Here is a 17,911-nt window from a genome sequence, read left to right on the forward strand (position 1 = left end):
TATTACTAATATATTAAAAATAATAAAAATAGTATTACACTATTTAAATTTTCTACAATATTGCAAAAATAAGACAGAAAATAAATAATTTTTAAATCGGGTTTAAAATACCAATCTTTGCAATAATCATTTCAGCAATTATTTTGGATTTGCTCATTTTTATAATATATTTGACCCTAATTGATGTATTAGTAAGTGGAATTTTCTTTGGAATATCTTGCCTGGTACTGTAATGTTTAGAAGTTTCAACTGCTTTACATACGATAAATAACATTACAGTATTTACCGTTGCAGGAATATCAACAATAACTCTTTCTACACAGTCATTCTACATAAACGGTATAGAAGGAGTTATTGTTAGACTCTTATCAGTTGCTGTAACATTTTAATTGAAAAAAATTCAACATTATAGGATTAAAAAGATAACTTAAAATAATTTTTCTTATAAAATCAGTGTTTAAGATTATTAATTTATATCAGTCTGTTAAACAAAGCTAAAAAACACCGTTTTTTATAATTTAAATTTTTCATTATCTAGAAACTAATTGCCATTTTTTACTAAATGTTAAGTATTAGACAAATGTTATATATTGAATTTAATAAAATTAGTTTTATGGAAGATTTTTTTAATTTTGAAGAAAAGGAATATGACATTCCATTTTATAATAATATACCAAAGCTATCAAAATTTGAATGGGGCCTTTTGGCGCTGGGTTTAATACTCTTTTATGTTGTCTTGATAGTTCCGATAATAGCGTCAGATGAAGTAAACTCACTGCTTTTCTGTCTGGTTTTGCTTGTTCCCACATTGTATGTTTTGAAGGGAAACTGGAGTTTGATGTTTAGAAAAATCAGGCGCAATGATATAACACCTATTTTAATAGTTGTTTTTCTACAGGCAGCATATTCATTTGGAATGCTTTATATTTTAAGTCTTTTAGGATTGGCGAGTAAAGCTCCCGTTGATGCTGAAGCACAAACAACAACAATAATATCATTTCTATCCATGGCAATTCAGCTGATGGGTGAGGAACTGTTTAAAGTAATTTTGCTTATCATTGTGATGCATATAGTATATCGCTTCTTAAACAGAAAACAGTCTATAATATTTTCTTTAATCATTACACTTGCTGCATTCGGCCTTCTTCATGCAGGATTTTATGGAGGTGTAGTTAATGTGCTTCTCATTCAGGGTCTGGGGTCAATTTTTGAAATGTATCTGTATTTAAAAACCAAAAATATTATGGTTACATATGCAAGCCATCTGCTCTATGACTGTATACCGATATTCTTTGAATTGCTCACATTAATTTAATATCATTAAAAAAACTGATTTTTTAGGTGTTGATTTCACTGAAGTCAGCACAATATTTTTTTAATTAATACCAATCCTTCAAATCTTTTGAAGTCATATTGACATTTAGAGGAGTTAAACTAGGCCTTTTTTCAACAAGAAGAGCATATCCGTCAGTTCCTTTATCATATTCAGATACCAGATCAGATGCAATCATTATCAAATTGTCACTGTTCTGATTTTCATCGAGAGGATGGTTAAATATTTCCGCTTTTTCCTCATCTGTATTGTCTATTACGTGTTTATCAAGCATTTTATGTGCTAGACTGGTTATTTTAACTTCAGGTGATTCATAATTTGATGGTACATTAAGATTAAATAGGTCAACCCCTTCTGGAAATCCTTCATTTATTATTTTTAATACAATGTCATGCAAAACTTTCTTTGTTAATGTAAAATCATAGTCCACATACCATTCGCCGTTTTCATCCTGTTTGAATGCAGTTTTAGGATCTATAAAAAGTGAAACTGCAATGGCTGGAATACCTAGACTTATAGCCTCAAAAGCTGCACATACAGTACCTGAAGATGTAATATCACAGCTTATATTAACTCCCTGGTTTATTCCAGTAATGACTAAATCAGGTTTTTCATCCATTACATAATTGGCGCCTACAATGACGGCGTCTGCCGGACTTCCTGAAACTGAATAAGCCAAACTTCCGTCTTCAAGTTCACACTTTTCCAATTTCAAATGTTTAAAAAGGGATATTCTGCGGCCTACACTGCTGTTGTTTTTGTCAGGCGCTACTACAGTAACATTAGCCAGATCTTCTACAGCCTGTTTTGCAGCCAATATTCCTGGTGCAAAAACACCATCATCATTAGATATTAAAATATTCATTATAATCAAATCCTAAAAGTCAAATAATGTCTTTTGAGTTATTTTCTTGATATGCAAATCTTCATTATTATAAAAGCGGTCTTGCAAATTATGGATAATTTTTTGATAGCTCTTTAGATTCAGTATGTCCTTGAGATATCTGTATCCCTCATATTTCGAAACGATTATATTTTCAAATTCAAAGGAATTCCAAATGTAATAATAAGTGGAAATAACAATATTTCTGCCAAACCTGCCATTAAGATATATTAACTGATTATAGGTTTCATAAGAAAAACCTCCGTGGTCTTTCAGCTCGTCAATTTTCCATATAGTATTCAGGTTCATGCAGTAAATTTTAAGGACATGTTCAAGCATTTTCTTATGCTTTTCAGTATTGAAATAATGCTCTGCCATTATTTGATTGTTAAAAATAAAATTACTGTGATTTTTTTCATCAATTGCCTTTTCTATATGTCTGTTAATGAATTCAACAGGTATTTTATCCTTTTTCTTTCTATAGTTGTCCATATAAAAGTCATTAAATTCAGTGAAATAATAATTATCTGAAAGATACTCTTCAAAAATCCTAATCCTTCTTTTCTTGTTTTTATAGAATACCTTGGATTTTGAAGATATCCGATAACCTCCTCCAAGCAGATTATTTTCAAATATCCTTTTTACAAGCGTATTTCTTTTTCCGGATTTTTTCAGGCCATGCTTTTTGAGAAGTTTCTTTAGACTTTTTGTATTGTAGTCTTTGATTTGCTTTGAAAAATCGTTGAAATCACGCTTATCAAGAATATATTTATTTTCAATAAAATAATCCATCAGATAATCCTTTGATAATCCATATTCATTTGAAACACTTTCAACAGCAGCAGCAATGCTTGCTTCACGCTTCAAAACAAGATAAATGAAATCAAATGTGAATTGAATTTCTGAAATATCATAGCCTTTTGGCACATTATCAGCATATTTAAGCGAAAATTTTTGAGAAATACTATTAGTTTCAAACATAATTAAAGATAATTTTGTAGATAATAATTTTTATATTTAGTGGAAATGCCATGACATTAATTGGAGTATAACATGTTTACTGTTAAATAGAAATTAACTATTTAAAGAATATTATGGATTGATTTAAATTTTTGACATATTTGGTCTAATAGGCATCCATATTATTTAGACCAGGAATATCTATACATTAATTGTCTTTTAATAGAAATCATTGCCCCTATTCCTATATTGCACCTGTTTTCGGGAAAACTATAAAACTGAACTCTTTTAATCTTCATCGTAAATCCTGAATTTTCAAATCTTTTTTCAAGATTCAAAATTTTCAAAAAAATATAGCATTCAATAAAAAAGTATTTTTTATGCAAAAAACATATCTAAATTATATTATTTAATTGGATGGAAAGTTATGAATATTGGAAAGTTAGTTGGTAATACGCCAATGATAAAAATTGATTATGAATATGAAGGAAAAAAAGGCAGCATTTACACCAAACTAGAATACTACAATTACTCCGGAAGTATAAAAGACAGAATTGCATTATATATTATTGAAAAAGAAAGAGAAAATGGAAATTTGGCTGATGGTCAAGCTATTGTTGAGGTTACAAGCGGAAATACTGGCATATCATTCAGTGCAATAGGTGCACTTTACGGCCATGACGTACATATATTCATGCCGGATTGGGTATCACTGGAGAGAAGAAAACTGATTGAAATGTACGGAGCTCATGTTCATCTTGTATCCAAAGAAGAGGGAGGATTTAAAAAGGCACTTGAACTTGCAGAAGAATTTGCTGATGAAAACAATGCATTCAGACCTCTTCAATTTGACAATGAATTAAACCCTGAAGCACAATATAAAACAACAGGCCAGGAAATCATTGATGCAGTTCCTGATGTAAATGCATTTGTTTCAGGCATCGGAACCGGAGGAACCCTTATTGGAATAGGTCAAAGATTAAAAGACAATAATCCTGATTCAAAAATATTTGCCCTTGAACCATCCACTTTATCCATCCTTAAAATGGGAATGGAAGAAGGAAGTCATTTGATTGAAGGAATCGGTGACGACTTTATTCCGGGAATTGTAAATCAAGATTTAATTGATGACATTGTTTTAATTCATGATTGTGACGCTATCAACATGTCAAAAAAGATAGCTAAGGAATTCGGCTTGGGAATCGGTATTTCCAGTGGTGCAAACTTCCTTGCCAGTGTTTTGATGGATAGCGACGAATACAAAATAGCTACTGTTTTTCCAGATGACAATAAAAAATACATAACTACAAAATTATCAGAACCTCTTGATGATAATTCAGAACTGATATCCAATAAAATCAGACTTATAGGATTTGAAGTGATTTAAACTTTCAAATCCAGCTGATCTTCATTGATTTCACCGTAAATGTCTTCATCAAGCCAATGGCTTTTACATGCAACATGTTCCAATAGGACGCATTGCGGTGGAATTGAAAGATTTGATGATTTCCATCCGCCAGAAATCAGATTCAATACGCAAGTTATGCCAATAATTCCCAATTCATCCATATCCTCTTTTTTTGCACCTTTAAATGCTGTTGATTCATGAGAAACTATATAAACTTCATTATCAGGATATCTCTTAGCTATTTTATACACATTGCATTTTGGATTGCAGAATGTGCAGACATCACCCAATCTGTCTTCTTTTGCTTTGCATTTTTTATTGTTTGCATTCATGCATCCCGGCAGTATTATTGCCTTTCTTTTCCTTTTATCAAAATCCTTCCTGAATATCCTATTCATTATCTCGGCCCCAAGCATGTTTAAATGATATTCAAGTTCATGACCATGGTAAAATATCACATCTTCCTCCATGAGATGATTGGATGTGTTGTTTTCAAGATAATTTTCAAGATTACATGTATATTGTTCCAGGAATTTGGAGCTGTTTTTGGAAAACCATTCCGTTAATGTAAGACAGTCATCAAGACTGTGGGTGAAATTTCTATAATGTGAAAGATGGTCCATATAATCTCCTGTGGCTTCAAGAAAATTAATTAACAATTCAAGGTTTTCCTTTGTCAGTTTTTCATGATTTTCCTTAAATGGTTTAAAGAGGAATTTTGTCAATAGTTTGCCTCTCAGCTCATCAATGAAAGGCTTGTCTTCAGGAAATGCTCTTCTGTATTCAGCAAGATTTGCCAAGGTCTGGTGAATGTTGCTGTTTAAATCAAGTGCTGTTGTGCCATATAGATACCAGTAGACACCTATGCACAATGCTTCAAGAGATTCTTCATCATCTTTAAAATTGAACTGACGGGCAAACTCAATGAATTCATCGCAGAATTGCTTTACATTATTGTAATAGTCATTATCCAACCTATAAGGAAAGATATCCCCAACCATTATTTCACCTCTTCCAATATCCTTTCAACATCGTCTTTATGTTCAAATAAAACGCATCCTCCTTCATGGTCATCCATGAGAATTCCACCATCTCTTAGAGATTTGAATAATTTTGAATCCAGTGCCTCAAGAAGGGAAGTGTCGCATACATTTATATCGGAATATGGTGAAGCGGGACAGGGTTCGGCACCGCCATGTGAGTTAATATGGAAAAATCCTCTTCCTGCAGCAAGACATCCTCCAGATTCCTTTTCATCTCCTGGAAATGATAAAAACAGCATGTCTGAGTATTGGCTGCGTAAACGGGCAAGTTCACTTAACAGTAACTCCCTTTCATCATCACTTGGTGCAAGATTAACAGTCTGATTGTTGACTGGAACATATTCTATGAAAAACACTACTTTGCATCCGAAATTATGTAGTTTTTCTATGAAATCATTTGAAAGCAAATTAGGGATATTTCCTTTTGTAAATGTCAGTGATGCTCCGAAAATGATATTGTTTTTTCTCATTGATTCCATTGAATCTACCAGCTGTTTATAAACACCATCTCCACGTCTTGAATCAGTGATTTTCTCATCACCTTCAATGGAAAGAACAGGGACGAGATTTCTGTTTTTATCAAACAGCTTTAAATAATTTTTATCGAGAAGGGTTCCATTTGTAAATATCGGAAATAGAATTTCAGGATATTCGCTGGCTTTTGTTATTATATCCTGCCTAAGCAATGGTTCACCACCTGCAAGAACAATAAAGCTTATTCCGACATCTCTTGCCTGATTGAATATCTCATTCCATTGTTCTGCTGTAAGCTGATTAAGGGGTTGTGAATCATTGCATGCATCATTGGCTCTTGAGTAGCATCCGGTACAATGCAAATTGCATCTGCTTGTTATGCTTGCTATCAAAAATACAGGAATATCTTTACCATTTTCATGGTATTTCTCTCGTATTTTAGTAGCTTTTTTAGCGTGTTTTGAGAATTTAAGTAGATACAGACTTTCCTTGGGATTTTTCAGTGTAGCCTTTAATGCATCTTTAAGGATATTTTCAACACCAATATTCAGATAATCCTGAACATCAAAATTGTTCTCTGCCATTATTTCACCCTCACTGAATCTATGAGGAACCGGACATGAGCTTCCGCTTCATCAAAGAAATTGTCTATTAATTCAGGAGGTATGTCTTCATATTTTGCAGACATCTCCAGTAACAGATAAATTGGAAAACTGTAATATTCCTTGGCAAGAAGCTTTGGATTTGAATCGGCTTTGATAATTCCCTTTTCCTTTAGTATTGTAAAGAAACCGTTCCAGAAAACCAGCGGCTTTACAAGTATCTCATTTTGGAAGAATGTCCTTATGTTTTCATTATGATGCATCTGGATAAAAATAAGTTTCCAGATTTTAAGGTTTCTCTCCTGTGAGAGCATCCCTTTCAGGGCTTCTGATCCCATATGATAGAACATCTCCGGATTTTCCAGGAGTATTTCATTTTCGCCATCCAGAGTAAATTCCTTGCTGTTAAGGGTTTCATCATATGCGAAAAAGTCAGTGAAGTACTCGAATATATCCATGAGTATTGCTTCCTTTGATGGATAGTGACTGTAAATTGAGCTTTTTTTAATTCCCACTTCTTCAGCTATTTCTCTTAGTGAAACTGAATCATATCCTTTTTTTGAAAATAAATCCAGTGCTGCATCAAAAATTTTTTCTTTAGTACTCATATTATCCTACCTACCGTTCGTTAGGTATACTATTTAATACATCTTATATAAATGTTACTAAACAAGTATTAATCATTGACAACAAAATTGAATGTGTGTAACTAAAAAAAGATAGGTGATTGACATTTACGTCAGAAAGGCAGAACCTGATGATATTGAAGTGATAATGAATATATACCAAATTGCAAGGAAGTTTATGATTGAATCCGGAAATCCTAATCAGTGGGGACATACACACCCAAAAGAAGAGCTCATTAAAAGTGATATTGAAAATGAAATCTGCCATGTAGTATGTGGTGATGATGGTCCGCACGGCGTTTTTGCACTTGTCAGAGGAGATGAGCCGACCTATCAATACATTGAAAACGGCAAATGGCTCAATGATGAAGAATATGTAACTATACATAGAATTGCAGGTGACGGCAAAGTGAAAGGAATATTCAAATGTATCATTAATTACTGCAAAAGCGTTTCAGACAATATAAGAATCGATACCCACTACGACAACAAAATCATGCAAAAGCTTATAGAAAGAAATGACTTCAAGAGATGCGGAAGAATATATGTCGCTGACGGGACTCCAAGGATAGCTTACCAGTGGTTAAAATTTAATTGAGAGATTTAAATGGAAAAGTATTGCAGAAACTGTGGAGAAAAACTAAAGCAAAAGGATACATTCTGTCCCAACTGCGGCGTTAAGGCCATAACGCCTCAATACGGTTTTTTAACAAGATACAAAAAATCATTGATAATTTTGATAATAATAGGTATTATTGCAGGTGCAGTATTTCTTCTGATGCCCCATACACAAATCGTTGAAGTGGACAACGTCAAATTTGAAATACCTGCAGATTATGTTTCACAACCCTCAAGAACAGACATCAGCTATGACGGAAATGTAAAGTCCAGTGCAATGGGCTGGAGCAATGGCAAAAATTATATTGAAATTGGAGTTACAAGAACACCAGGTAACGGAATCAACAGCCAGAAAGTAGCAGCAAAGGTTGGCGGATCACCAACAACACTGCTTGGACATTCAGGATATTATCAGAAATATGATGATGAAAGCTATTCATTTGTTTTTGGCATGAAAGATAAGGTATGTATGGTATATGTTTCAAATCATGATGCATTCAATGATGTCAAGGTCATTGAAGAGAATTGATTTTCAAAAATCAGCAACTTTTTAAAATAATCTTTAATAGATGTAGATTACTCCATAGTTAATGTTAATATTTCAATACTAACTTCATTATATTGACAATCACTATCACCAATTATTAAAGTTACATTAAAACTATTAAAATTATTGAAGCTATATTTAATATAATTAATCAAAAAAAAGTTAGGGGAAAGTCAGTAATTTTCAGCTGACTTTCAGTCGTACATTTCTATACCTGCACCCACTCGTTGTATCCCAAATGCTTATAGTAATTGCCGTCAGGACCTGCATGGATTTCTCCAGTATAGACCATTCCACCATATTGTTCACTGTAGATTGCACCATCATCCTGGTAGGAGTCAGAATCATCACTGTAATCATCATTTGTCTCCTCAACTTTTACAGTCAGATTTTTAGTTGCATTGGAAGCTTCATTGTCATTATCACCAGCATATGTACAGTTAATGACATAATTTCCTGCATCCTTGTCGAACTTGAAAGTTGCAATACCCTTCTTGTTGGTAGTGGTGGAATTTGTTTCATTCAAACCATTATCATTTGTTATTGTAATATTTATTGTAGCATTTGCAATTCCCTTTCCGTCCTTTGTCAGATTGATGGTAATCTTATCTCCAGGACTAATTGTGTCGTCATTGGTTATATTCAATTGTGTTGCCTGTTTTCCAAAGAGTGAAAAAGCAGAAGATGCACCAATGAAGAGAGCAAGAATCATAACAATCAGCATGGCCAATATAATTTTATCCCTTTTCAAAAAATCACCTCTATTAAATACTTTCAAATATCTCATATAAAAAACATGATGATTGGTTCCGCATCATAAAGACTAAATTAAATATTAATTACAAAATTATTCATTAATTATTGAATAAATTTAAATATCCTACAAAATAAACTCATTATTGTATAAATTATAGGAGTTTAATATGAAATTTAAAAGATATATATTACATTTTTTCATATTGATTGTGTTATTGTTTTCAGTTTCTGCAATTGCAGCTTCTGATTTAAATGATTCAGTCAATGTGGATGTTTTAAAGGATGTTTCTGTAAATAAAGGAACATACAGTGACTTTTATTATGATAGCTTCAATGAAAGTGAAAATTTTAATCTTGAAAAAGATTACATATTTAACAATCAAAGTGATTCGGCTTTTGTTGGCGGGATTGGAATTAGCAAGAAAAATTTTGTAATTAACGGAAATGGCCATACAATTGACTGTAACAACCAGGCCAGAGCACTCAAATTTAATGAAACAGGTACAATTAATAATTTAATTATCAAAAATGGTGTTCATGAAAAAGGTTCAGCAATTTTATCGTATTCCACTTTAACATTAAATAATGTAACTTTTATTAACTGTTCATGGAATGAAAAAAATTCAGGTGCCGTTTATGTAGATGAAACAACATTAAATATCAATAACTGTAAATTCATTGATAATGCAGGAGGAGAAGGAGCTTCAATAACTGCTCTTGACTCTTCTGTAAACATTGACAAATCTACATTTGAAAGCAACTCCGATAAAATTATTAAGGGCCAAATTTATCTATACAATACAAATACAACCATAACAGAGTCTGACTTTTCAAACACAGTATCCAAATATGCAACTGCAATATTTGCTGAAGGTGAAGGAAATTTAAATATTTCAAAATCCAAATTCAAAAACCTCCATGCAAATAAAACTGCCGGTGCAATAGCTGCAAAATTACTGGACAGTTTAATAATATCCCAATGTGAATTTGACAATATATCCAGTGAAAAAAATGGCGGTGCAATTTATGCAGACATCAACGGAAATTCAAAAGACGGCATAGGATTTGTTAAGATTACTTTCTGCAGTTTCAATAAATGTTATTCTGAATTTGGAGGAGCAGTTCTCCAATTGGCCGGAAACCTGACCATTTCTAATTCAAATTTCACATCCAATAAGGCGGAATATGACGGAGGTGCAATTTATACCAGTTTTGCAGATGTGGAAATTATAAATTCAAAATTCATATCCAACACATTGGTTGATGATGTATCCTATGGTGGAGCAGGTTATTTTGATAAGGGCAACATTACAATTAGGGAAAATATATTTAAAGACAATTTCGGATTAAACGTTTCAACAATTTACGGATATGATTCAAATTTAAACCTCCAAAACAACTACTTCAACAACCCATCCAATGTCACAAGCATATACACAGTATTTGGAAAAGTAATCTGTGATGATAAAAATAATTTTACAAATGACCGGTTATCCTTTAACAACACCAATTACAACTATAACTTTGAAAATACTGCAAAGGAATTAATATTACTTAACAACAGTCTTTCATTTGATGAACTGCCTGAAAAATTTGATTTAAGACAGTACGGTTGGGTTACCCCTGTTAAAGACCAGGGATTTATAGGATCCTGCTGGGCATTTGCCAGTCTTGCGGCATTGGAATCAGCATTGCTTAGATATGCCAATGTTACTTATTCATTATCTGCAAATAACATGCAAAATTCAATGCTTCAGTATTCAAAATATGGAATTTTAAGAACTGTTGAAGGGTCAACTACCTTTGCTGCCCAGACATATCTTGTTGACTGGTTGGGAATTTTCCCTGAAGAATATGACGGATATGATGAACTTGGAAAAATATCTCCTTTGTATATAACACCTGAAGACATTCACGTTCAAAATACCGTTGTAATTCCTGCAAGAAAAGGTCCAGAAGACAATGATTTAATTAAAAATGCATTAATCAAGTATGGTGCTGTAGCAACCAGCCACAATTCAGAATTTGACAAAAACAAATATTTCAACACATCAAGTTCTGCACAATATTATTACGGAAAACAAGGAGCAATCCATGCAGTTTGTATTGTAGGATGGGATGATAACTATTCAAAATATAATTTCTTAAATACTCCTCCTAAAGATGGTGCATGGATTGTTAAAAACAGCTGGGGAAGCAATTGGGGAGATGGCGGATATTTCTATGCATCTTACTATGACACTTCCATTGCATATTCCTATAATGCAGCTTTCATAATAAATAATGACACATACGACAGGATTTATCAATATGACCTTGGGGGAACTTATTCAACATTGGATTATGCCGACACTTACGCCAACATATATACAGCGGAAAAAGATGAACTGATTGCGGCTGTGGGAACCTTCTTTGAAAAAAATGCTACAAAATATCAGTTTACAATATCCGTAAATGACATTGATGTCCATACTCAAAAAGGCATAAGTAATGTTGAAGGATATGAAACCATCAAACTAACTAAACTTGTCCAAATTAAAAAGGGTGATGTTTTCAGAGTAACATTTGAAAGTTATAAAACTCCTACTGTATTAAATCTTAGAATTCATCCTCAATTCGGCAAATCTTTAGTAAGTGAAGACAATGAAATCTGGAATGATCTGGCAAATATAAATAGTGTAGCTATATTAAAAGCCTATACTGTTTCTGAGATGAATATCACAGACAATCTTGTTAAATTTTACGCCAATGATACACCATTCATTGCCAGAGCCGGTGCAGGCGAAGATGTTATATTTGAAATCAACAACAAAACATACACTGTTAAAGCAGATGAGAAAGGTGTGGCCAAACTTGAAATAGACTTCAGTCCCGGAAGATATGTTATCACAACAAATTACCGCAACACCTCCCTTGTAAATTATATCATAATTAAAAACAGCACAATCATTTCGTCAAATGCTCAAAAAATGTATAATGACAATTATGATTATAAACTGCAGGTATTGGATAATGCTGGAAAGCCTTTGAACAATACCAAAGTTGAAATAAGCATCAATGGCAAACCTGCTAATTACACAAGTGCCAGTTCAGGAAATATAACCATCAATTTCAAAAAATTGACAACCTCACAGATAATTACAGTGAAAAATCCAGTATCTGGTGAAATAAAAACAACCAATATTAAAGTGCTTTCAAGGTTTAGCGGTGCCAGCAATGTTGTAATGTATTACTTTGACGGATCCAAGTTCAAATCAAGAATTGTTGGAGATGATGGTAAGTTCGTAGGTAAAAACCAGGCTGTAACCATCAAACTTAATAAAAAAACATATTCAATAAAAACTGATGCCAATGGATATGTCACATTAAAAATACCTAACACAGTTAAACCAGGTTCTTACAAATTAACTGCTACCTACAAAGGTCAAACTATTTCCAAAACAGTTAAAGTAAAACAAAACCTCAAAACCAATAAATATACAGTTAAGAAAACTTCTAAAAAACTAACTGTTAAAGCAACACTCAAAAACGGTAAAAATGCTCTTAAAGGCAAAAAAGTAACATTGAAAGTTAATGGAAAAACATTTAAAGCAACAACCAATAAAAAAGGAATTGCTCAATTTACCATTAATAAAAATGTTATTAAAAAACTGAAAGTTGGTAAAACATACACCATGAAGGTTACATACATTAAAAACACTGTAAAAACAACTTTAAAAGTTAAACGCTAGAGGATATTTTCCTCTACTTCTTCTTTTTTTAAAATAATTTTTTGGAAAGATAATATTTGAACTATCTTTCACAATCATAATTTCAAATTATCGACCGCTTTAACAAGTTCCAACATGTGTGAATCTTTTATGCCCTGAGAAAAATAGCTGTTTTCCTCATAGTAGAATGCAGGAACACCATGCTGATTTAAAGGTATTGTCAAATATGGTCCGCTTGTTGTCTGGTAAGGATTATAATATGAAACGTTCTGTGTATGATTTGAAACATTACGGCCGTAAGTTTCACCTACAGATCCATCTACCGGACTGAATACAAATGTATCATATGCATATACACCGCCGTGTGCATGAACATCAACTGCAAGTTTATAGCTGCCGTTTACGATTTGCGGATAAACATATTTCAATGCCAAATCCTGTCCTGTTGCCCTACCCGGCTCATCATCCGGAGATAACTGTCCGTATTTGCTGAAATCTTCAGTTACATTGATGATATAAACATCATAGCAGTAATTTTTGTTGTCAAACTGTGAAAATATTTTAAGAAATGTCCGGTGAGTATCATTTTCAAGAGGATGAACACCGACAACATAAGCTATCTTTTCGCCGTTCGGATTACCCATGTTTCTTATGACTTCAACAGTTCCTCCATCCTGAGCACTGTTATTGGCTATAATTTCATGAGTTACAGATTTAGAATCATTTGTCGCATTTTGGTTTCCCTCATGCATGGATACAAACTGATTGAAAACGAAACTGCTTGAGAGAAAAACAACAAGAATAAAAATTAAGATTATAATATATTTTCTTTTAAACATTACACAAATATTACTATTTTTTAATTTATAAATTTTAGGTTAATTAAAAGACAGATTATCCACACCATTAATAAGCTCTAGCATATGCAGGTCTTTTATTTCCTGTGGTGCAAAACTGTATTCCTCATAGTAAAATGCAGGAACACCATTTTTATTTAGAGGAATGGTCAGGTAAGGTCCGCTGGTTGTTGAATCAGGTGAATAATAAGTAATGTTTTGTGAGCTGTCAGCAACTTCTTCGGCATAATCTTCGCTTAAAGCCCCTTTTACAGGACTGAATACGAATGTCTTATATGGATATGCCCCAATATTTGAATGGACATCAACTGCCAGTTCATAGGTGTCGTTTGCGATTTGAGGATATACATATTTCAATGCAAGATTTTGTCCGTTTTGTCTTCCGGGACTGTTATCTGAGCTTCCGTCACCATATTGGCCGACATCCTGAGTAACATTAATTATATAGATATCATAGCAGTATTTTAAGTTATTCTGCTGAGGTAAAAGCTTAAGCAGTGTCTTATGGGTGAGGTTTTCAAGAGGATGAACTCCTACAACATAAGCTATCTTTTTTGCATTGGGATTTCCAATATTTCTGATTACTTCAACAGATCCTACACTGTCATCTGCAATGACTTCACGATTGTGTGATGAAGCAACATTAAGAGAGTTATTGCCGTGATTTAATCCGTTCAAGTTTAAAATAGCTATGCTTAAAGCAAGAATAACAATTATCAAAATTGAAATTAAGACATATTCCTTTTTAATCATTATTTAAACTATTGATTTTTTGATTTATATTTGTTGGTAAAAAATAGAGGTATAGGATTAATAATCCCATATCTAAAATGAATAATGTATATTATGTAATTTGTACAGGCAAACTGAACTGCTTGACGGGAATGCATAAATCATGTAGTCAAGCTCGTCAAGTGTTATTTTTTTATTTATAATGAATGTAAACATGTTTGCCACGTTTTCAGCATCTGCAGCATATATCTCAGCACCTACAATCTGGAGGCCCTTATCAACGATAACCTTTGCTTCAGCTGTGGTGTCGTTTTTAAGCTCAAGAGAATATGAATTACCATATCTTATTGTGTGGACATCATATTCATCACTTTTTTCAGCTATATATGCAGGAACTCCAACTGTTGCAATTCTAGGAATTGTATATGCAACTGCAGGAACAACAGGATATGTTATCTCATCAGCTTCACCAAGAAGTTCCTTTGCGAGATATTTTGAGTGATGAATAGCGACTGTTACAAGCTTTGCAATGCCTGTGTCGGCAACATCGCCTGCTGCATATATATTTGGAACAGCAGTCTGCAGGTGTCCGTTGACCTTGATACCCCTGCTTGTGTATGTCAAACCTACATTCTCAAGACCTATATCCTCCACATTTGCTGTTCTGCCCATTGCAGCTATCACATAGTCTCCTGTAAGAGTGAGTCCGCTTTCACAGTTTACCTTAAATCCGTTTTCATAACTTCTGTTGTCAATTTTAGCTTCCGGATCTCTTAAAAGTTCATCTGAGTTTTGTGCTGAAGTCACATTTAGAACCTTGTCTTCCGGGTTTTCAATTTCAACATTGCTTATGACTTCTTTAACTGTCTGGTTAAAATGGAAACGAATGTTTTTCTTTTTTAGGATTTCAATAACATTTTGAACGTAAGGCTGGTGGAAGTACTTTAAGGCCATGTTTCCCCGAATTATTACATCTGCACTTAATCCTGCTTCTGCAAGTATTGAAGCAAATTCCATTCCAACAAAACCGGCACCAATGATTATTGCATGTTCTGGAAGTTCGTCAATGTCTAAAAAGTCAGTGCTGTCATGAAGGTATTGCTTTCCTTCAATATCAGGAATGACCGGCTTTAGACCTGTGGCTATAACGATTTTATCTGTGGTGAATTGCTTTTTGCCAACCTGAACTGTATGCTCATCAATGATAATTCCTTTGCCGTGAGCAACATCCAGGTCATATTCATCGAACTTTCCGTCTAAAAACGGAGCCATATTTGCAATTCTTTTTCTTTTCCATTTCATAAGACTAGGCCAGTCCACCTCAAAATTACCTGCCTTTCCAACGCCTTCAAAATTATCTGCCAATGCCTTGATTTCATATGGGGCATCTAAAAGGGCCTTGGAGTTGCATCCTCTGTTTGCACAGGTTCCTCCATATAGACTTTCTTCAACAATCAATATTTTAAGACCGGCTTTTCTTAAAAATCTGCCACCTTGCCATGCGGCATTTCCGCTTCCGATATAAATAACATCATAATCCATTTTTTAGCCTCATTATCTATATTTATCTCAAATAGTATAAAAAATTATTAGTGATGAAAAAACATACTATTATTTGATTACTATGAAACGAAAAGAAATTGTATTATTCATGATTGTTGGTACAGGAGTTAATTCAGATACAAAGGAAAAAGGTTACAGATTACTTGCAAATAAATTATATTCAACCATTAACAAAATACATCCAAACTATGTGGTATTTTTCGCATCTGAACAGTCCCGTGAAACAATAAAATACATTGAGGAAATATTTGAAAGAGACAATGATGAATTTAAAATTAATGAAGATTATGAGATTGCTGCCATTGAAGCCATAGATGATTTCAACATGTGCTTCGAGACTTTTGAGAGAAAAATATGGAAATTTGATTTTGGAAAAAATAACAGCAAATATCACATCATTATGGACTATACCTCCGGAACAAAAACAATGTCAGCCGCCATGGCATGCTGCGGTATGTTTTACTCAAAAGACCTGATTTCAGTAAGCGGTGACAGATCCACAGGTGAAGTTTCAGCGGGAACAGAAATTTTAAATTACCAGAACCTCTACAAAATATATGACAAGTTCTCCTTAATGAGAACAAGATATAACTTTAATGCTAATCGTTTCATGGCATGCATTGATATTTTGAACTATATTGTTGATTTGAATATACATAAAAAATCCTTTTTAAACCTGTGTAAGGCATATTATTCCTGGGACAATATGGAATTTGAGGAAGCATATGAATATTTAAGAAATGTTGACTCCACACAGATAGAGTTTGTTGAAATCACCGATGACATCAAGTTCAACTTGAAGGCATTGGGCGCTATTGTAAATTCAAGATCAGAAAATCTCAAGAACTGCTATATCCTTGCAAGTATTATCAACAATGCAGTTAGAAAAGCTGAAGAGTACAAATATGATGATGCAATTGCCCGATTATACAGATCTTTTGAGTTGATTGCACAAATTGAACTGACCAAATATGACCTTGAAAGCTCAAACATTGACATTTCCATACTTAAACAAAACAATGTCTCCGAAGAGTTCATTCACGACTTGGAAAATAACCTGGAAGACGGAAAAATAAGAATTGGGTTAGTTAAGGATTTTCTGCTTTTAAATGAATTGGGAAATGATTTAGGCAAGTATTATGTGGAAAATGAGTCTAAAATTAAGGACTTAACACGTAAAAGAAACTATTCCATTTTAGCCCATGGTCTTGAATCACAGTCAAAAGAGGACTTTGACAAATTCCTCGAAGTCGTTCTTGACTTATCATATAAACTTGACAAGGACATGAAGAAATTCTTAAAGCAAACCAAATTCGCCAAATTTGATTTAAGACTTGAAATCAATATTTCCTAAAAAAAATAAATAAAGATATTATTTGTCTGCAAGAGTCCAATAACATCTTTTAGGTGAAACAATTGTTTCATCTTTTTTTAATTCTTTCATTATTTTATCTACTTCTTTTTTCTCAACACCAGACAATTCACTGACTTTTTTTGCATTTAAAGGGTCTTCTGAATTTCTGAATGCTTCAATTACTTTTTCCTTATCATCCACATTATCACCTTTGAATTTGTTAATCATATTATGTGGAACTTCATATTTATTATTTACATATCTTAGTTCAAATCACCCTTAATTAAAAAATCCTGAATCATTTAAATCCAAAGATTCTATAATATACTCCTCATTAATGATTGGACAGTTAAATCAATTGAAGATTGAAATTTGAATAGAAAAAGACATGAAATATTGCAATAACAATAATTCCTTCACAAATGCTGAAAAATCATGAATACGA

The 17,911-nt window shown here is 33.0% G+C and carries 17 protein-coding genes; 6 read left to right on the top strand and 11 right to left on the bottom strand.

The window, feature by feature from the left end; translation table 11 throughout:
• Window positions 1-91: 91 nt before the first annotated feature.
• Window positions 92-274 (bottom strand): hypothetical protein, encoded by a 183-nt coding sequence (locus QZU75_RS01665; protein WP_296881215.1) that lies wholly within the window; start codon window positions 272-274, stop codon window positions 92-94.
• 339 nt (window positions 275-613) lie between these two features.
• Here QZU75_RS01665 and QZU75_RS01670 point away from each other — a divergent pair, with 339 nt between their 5' ends.
• Complete coding sequence (locus QZU75_RS01670; RefSeq protein ID WP_296881216.1) at window positions 614-1,315, top strand: type II CAAX prenyl endopeptidase Rce1 family protein; 702 nt, start codon at window positions 614-616, stop codon at window positions 1,313-1,315.
• A 64-nt stretch (window positions 1,316-1,379) separates the two neighbouring features.
• Here the strand turns inward: QZU75_RS01670 and surE are convergent, their stop codons facing one another.
• Both surE and QZU75_RS01680 read right to left on the bottom strand, forming a co-directional pair.
• Complete coding sequence (surE, locus tag QZU75_RS01675; RefSeq protein ID WP_296881217.1) at window positions 1,380-2,198, bottom strand: 5'/3'-nucleotidase SurE; 819 nt, start codon at window positions 2,196-2,198, stop codon at window positions 1,380-1,382.
• 12 nt (window positions 2,199-2,210) lie between these two features.
• Entirely contained in the window at window positions 2,211-3,197 is a 987-nt protein-coding gene (locus QZU75_RS01680) for a hypothetical protein (RefSeq protein ID WP_296881218.1), read from the bottom strand.
• Window positions 3,198-3,603: 406 nt separating this feature from the next.
• Here QZU75_RS01680 and QZU75_RS01685 point away from each other — a divergent pair, with 406 nt between their 5' ends.
• Window positions 3,604-4,563, top strand: a complete 960-nt coding sequence (locus tag QZU75_RS01685) for a PLP-dependent cysteine synthase family protein (RefSeq protein ID WP_296881219.1) — start codon at window positions 3,604-3,606, stop codon at window positions 4,561-4,563.
• On the opposite strand, the gene QZU75_RS01690 is transcribed toward QZU75_RS01685, so the two are convergent.
• The 3 genes from QZU75_RS01690 to QZU75_RS01700 are packed head-to-tail and all read right to left on the bottom strand — an operon-like array spanning window position 4,560 to window position 7,311.
• Window positions 4,560-5,585 (bottom strand): DUF116 domain-containing protein, encoded by a 1,026-nt coding sequence (locus tag QZU75_RS01690; RefSeq protein ID WP_296881220.1) that lies wholly within the window; start codon window positions 5,583-5,585, stop codon window positions 4,560-4,562. The two genes, QZU75_RS01685 and QZU75_RS01690, sit on opposite strands and share 4 nt — an antisense overlap.
• Window positions 5,585-6,685, bottom strand: a complete 1,101-nt coding sequence (locus tag QZU75_RS01695; protein WP_296881221.1) for a radical SAM/SPASM domain-containing protein — start codon at window positions 6,683-6,685, stop codon at window positions 5,585-5,587. The genes QZU75_RS01690 and QZU75_RS01695 overlap by 1 nt, the downstream gene beginning before the upstream one ends.
• Entirely contained in the window at window positions 6,685-7,311 is a 627-nt protein-coding gene (locus QZU75_RS01700; RefSeq protein WP_296881222.1) for a TetR/AcrR family transcriptional regulator, read from the bottom strand. Before QZU75_RS01700 ends, QZU75_RS01695 begins: the two co-directional genes overlap by 1 nt.
• 115 nt (window positions 7,312-7,426) lie before the next feature.
• Here QZU75_RS01700 and QZU75_RS01705 point away from each other — a divergent pair, with 115 nt between their 5' ends.
• Together QZU75_RS01705 and QZU75_RS01710 are read left to right on the top strand one after the other, a co-directional pair.
• Window positions 7,427-7,927 carry a hypothetical protein gene (locus QZU75_RS01705; protein ID WP_296881223.1) on the top strand — a complete coding sequence of 167 codons (501 nt, stop codon included), beginning with the start codon at window positions 7,427-7,429 and terminating at the stop codon, window positions 7,925-7,927.
• A 9-nt stretch (window positions 7,928-7,936) separates the two neighbouring features.
• Entirely contained in the window at window positions 7,937-8,476 is a 540-nt protein-coding gene (locus QZU75_RS01710; protein ID WP_296881224.1) for a zinc ribbon domain-containing protein, read from the top strand.
• A 226-nt stretch (window positions 8,477-8,702) separates the two neighbouring features.
• Here the strand turns inward: QZU75_RS01710 and QZU75_RS01715 are convergent, their stop codons facing one another.
• Entirely contained in the window at window positions 8,703-9,245 is a 543-nt protein-coding gene (locus QZU75_RS01715) for an Ig-like domain repeat protein (protein WP_296881225.1), read from the bottom strand.
• A gap of 172 nt (window positions 9,246-9,417) precedes the next feature.
• On the opposite strand from QZU75_RS01715, the gene QZU75_RS01720 reads away from it, so the two are divergent.
• Window positions 9,418-12,981: a C1 family peptidase gene (locus tag QZU75_RS01720; RefSeq protein WP_296881226.1), complete on the top strand. Its 3,564-nt coding sequence runs from the start codon at window positions 9,418-9,420 to the stop codon at window positions 12,979-12,981.
• A 74-nt stretch (window positions 12,982-13,055) separates the two neighbouring features.
• Here the strand turns inward: QZU75_RS01720 and QZU75_RS01725 are convergent, their stop codons facing one another.
• The 3 genes from QZU75_RS01725 to QZU75_RS01735 all read right to left on the bottom strand — a co-directional run bounded on the left by QZU75_RS01725 (window position 13,056) and on the right by QZU75_RS01735 (window position 16,091).
• Window positions 13,056-13,799, bottom strand: coding sequence for a hypothetical protein (locus tag QZU75_RS01725; protein WP_296881227.1), 744 nt, complete (start codon window positions 13,797-13,799; stop codon window positions 13,056-13,058).
• 39 nt (window positions 13,800-13,838) lie between these two features.
• Window positions 13,839-14,570, bottom strand: a complete 732-nt coding sequence (locus QZU75_RS01730) for a hypothetical protein (protein WP_296881228.1) — start codon at window positions 14,568-14,570, stop codon at window positions 13,839-13,841.
• A 72-nt stretch (window positions 14,571-14,642) separates the two neighbouring features.
• Window positions 14,643-16,091, bottom strand: coding sequence for an NAD(P)/FAD-dependent oxidoreductase (locus QZU75_RS01735; protein WP_296881229.1), 1,449 nt, complete (start codon window positions 16,089-16,091; stop codon window positions 14,643-14,645).
• An 82-nt stretch (window positions 16,092-16,173) separates the two neighbouring features.
• On the opposite strand from QZU75_RS01735, the gene QZU75_RS01740 reads away from it, so the two are divergent.
• Window positions 16,174-17,466, top strand: a complete 1,293-nt coding sequence (locus tag QZU75_RS01740; protein ID WP_296881230.1) for a TIGR02710 family CRISPR-associated CARF protein — start codon at window positions 16,174-16,176, stop codon at window positions 17,464-17,466.
• 18 nt (window positions 17,467-17,484) lie between these two features.
• Here QZU75_RS01740 and QZU75_RS01745 read toward each other — a convergent pair whose 3' ends face one another.
• Window positions 17,485-17,667, bottom strand: coding sequence for a MarR family transcriptional regulator (locus tag QZU75_RS01745; RefSeq protein WP_296881231.1), 183 nt, complete (start codon window positions 17,665-17,667; stop codon window positions 17,485-17,487).
• Between the last annotated feature and the right edge of the window lie 244 nt (window positions 17,668-17,911).

The organism is uncultured Methanobrevibacter sp., from assembly GCF_902764455.1.
In the GTDB taxonomy this organism is placed as follows: Archaea; Methanobacteriota; Methanobacteria; order Methanobacteriales; family Methanobacteriaceae; genus Methanocatella.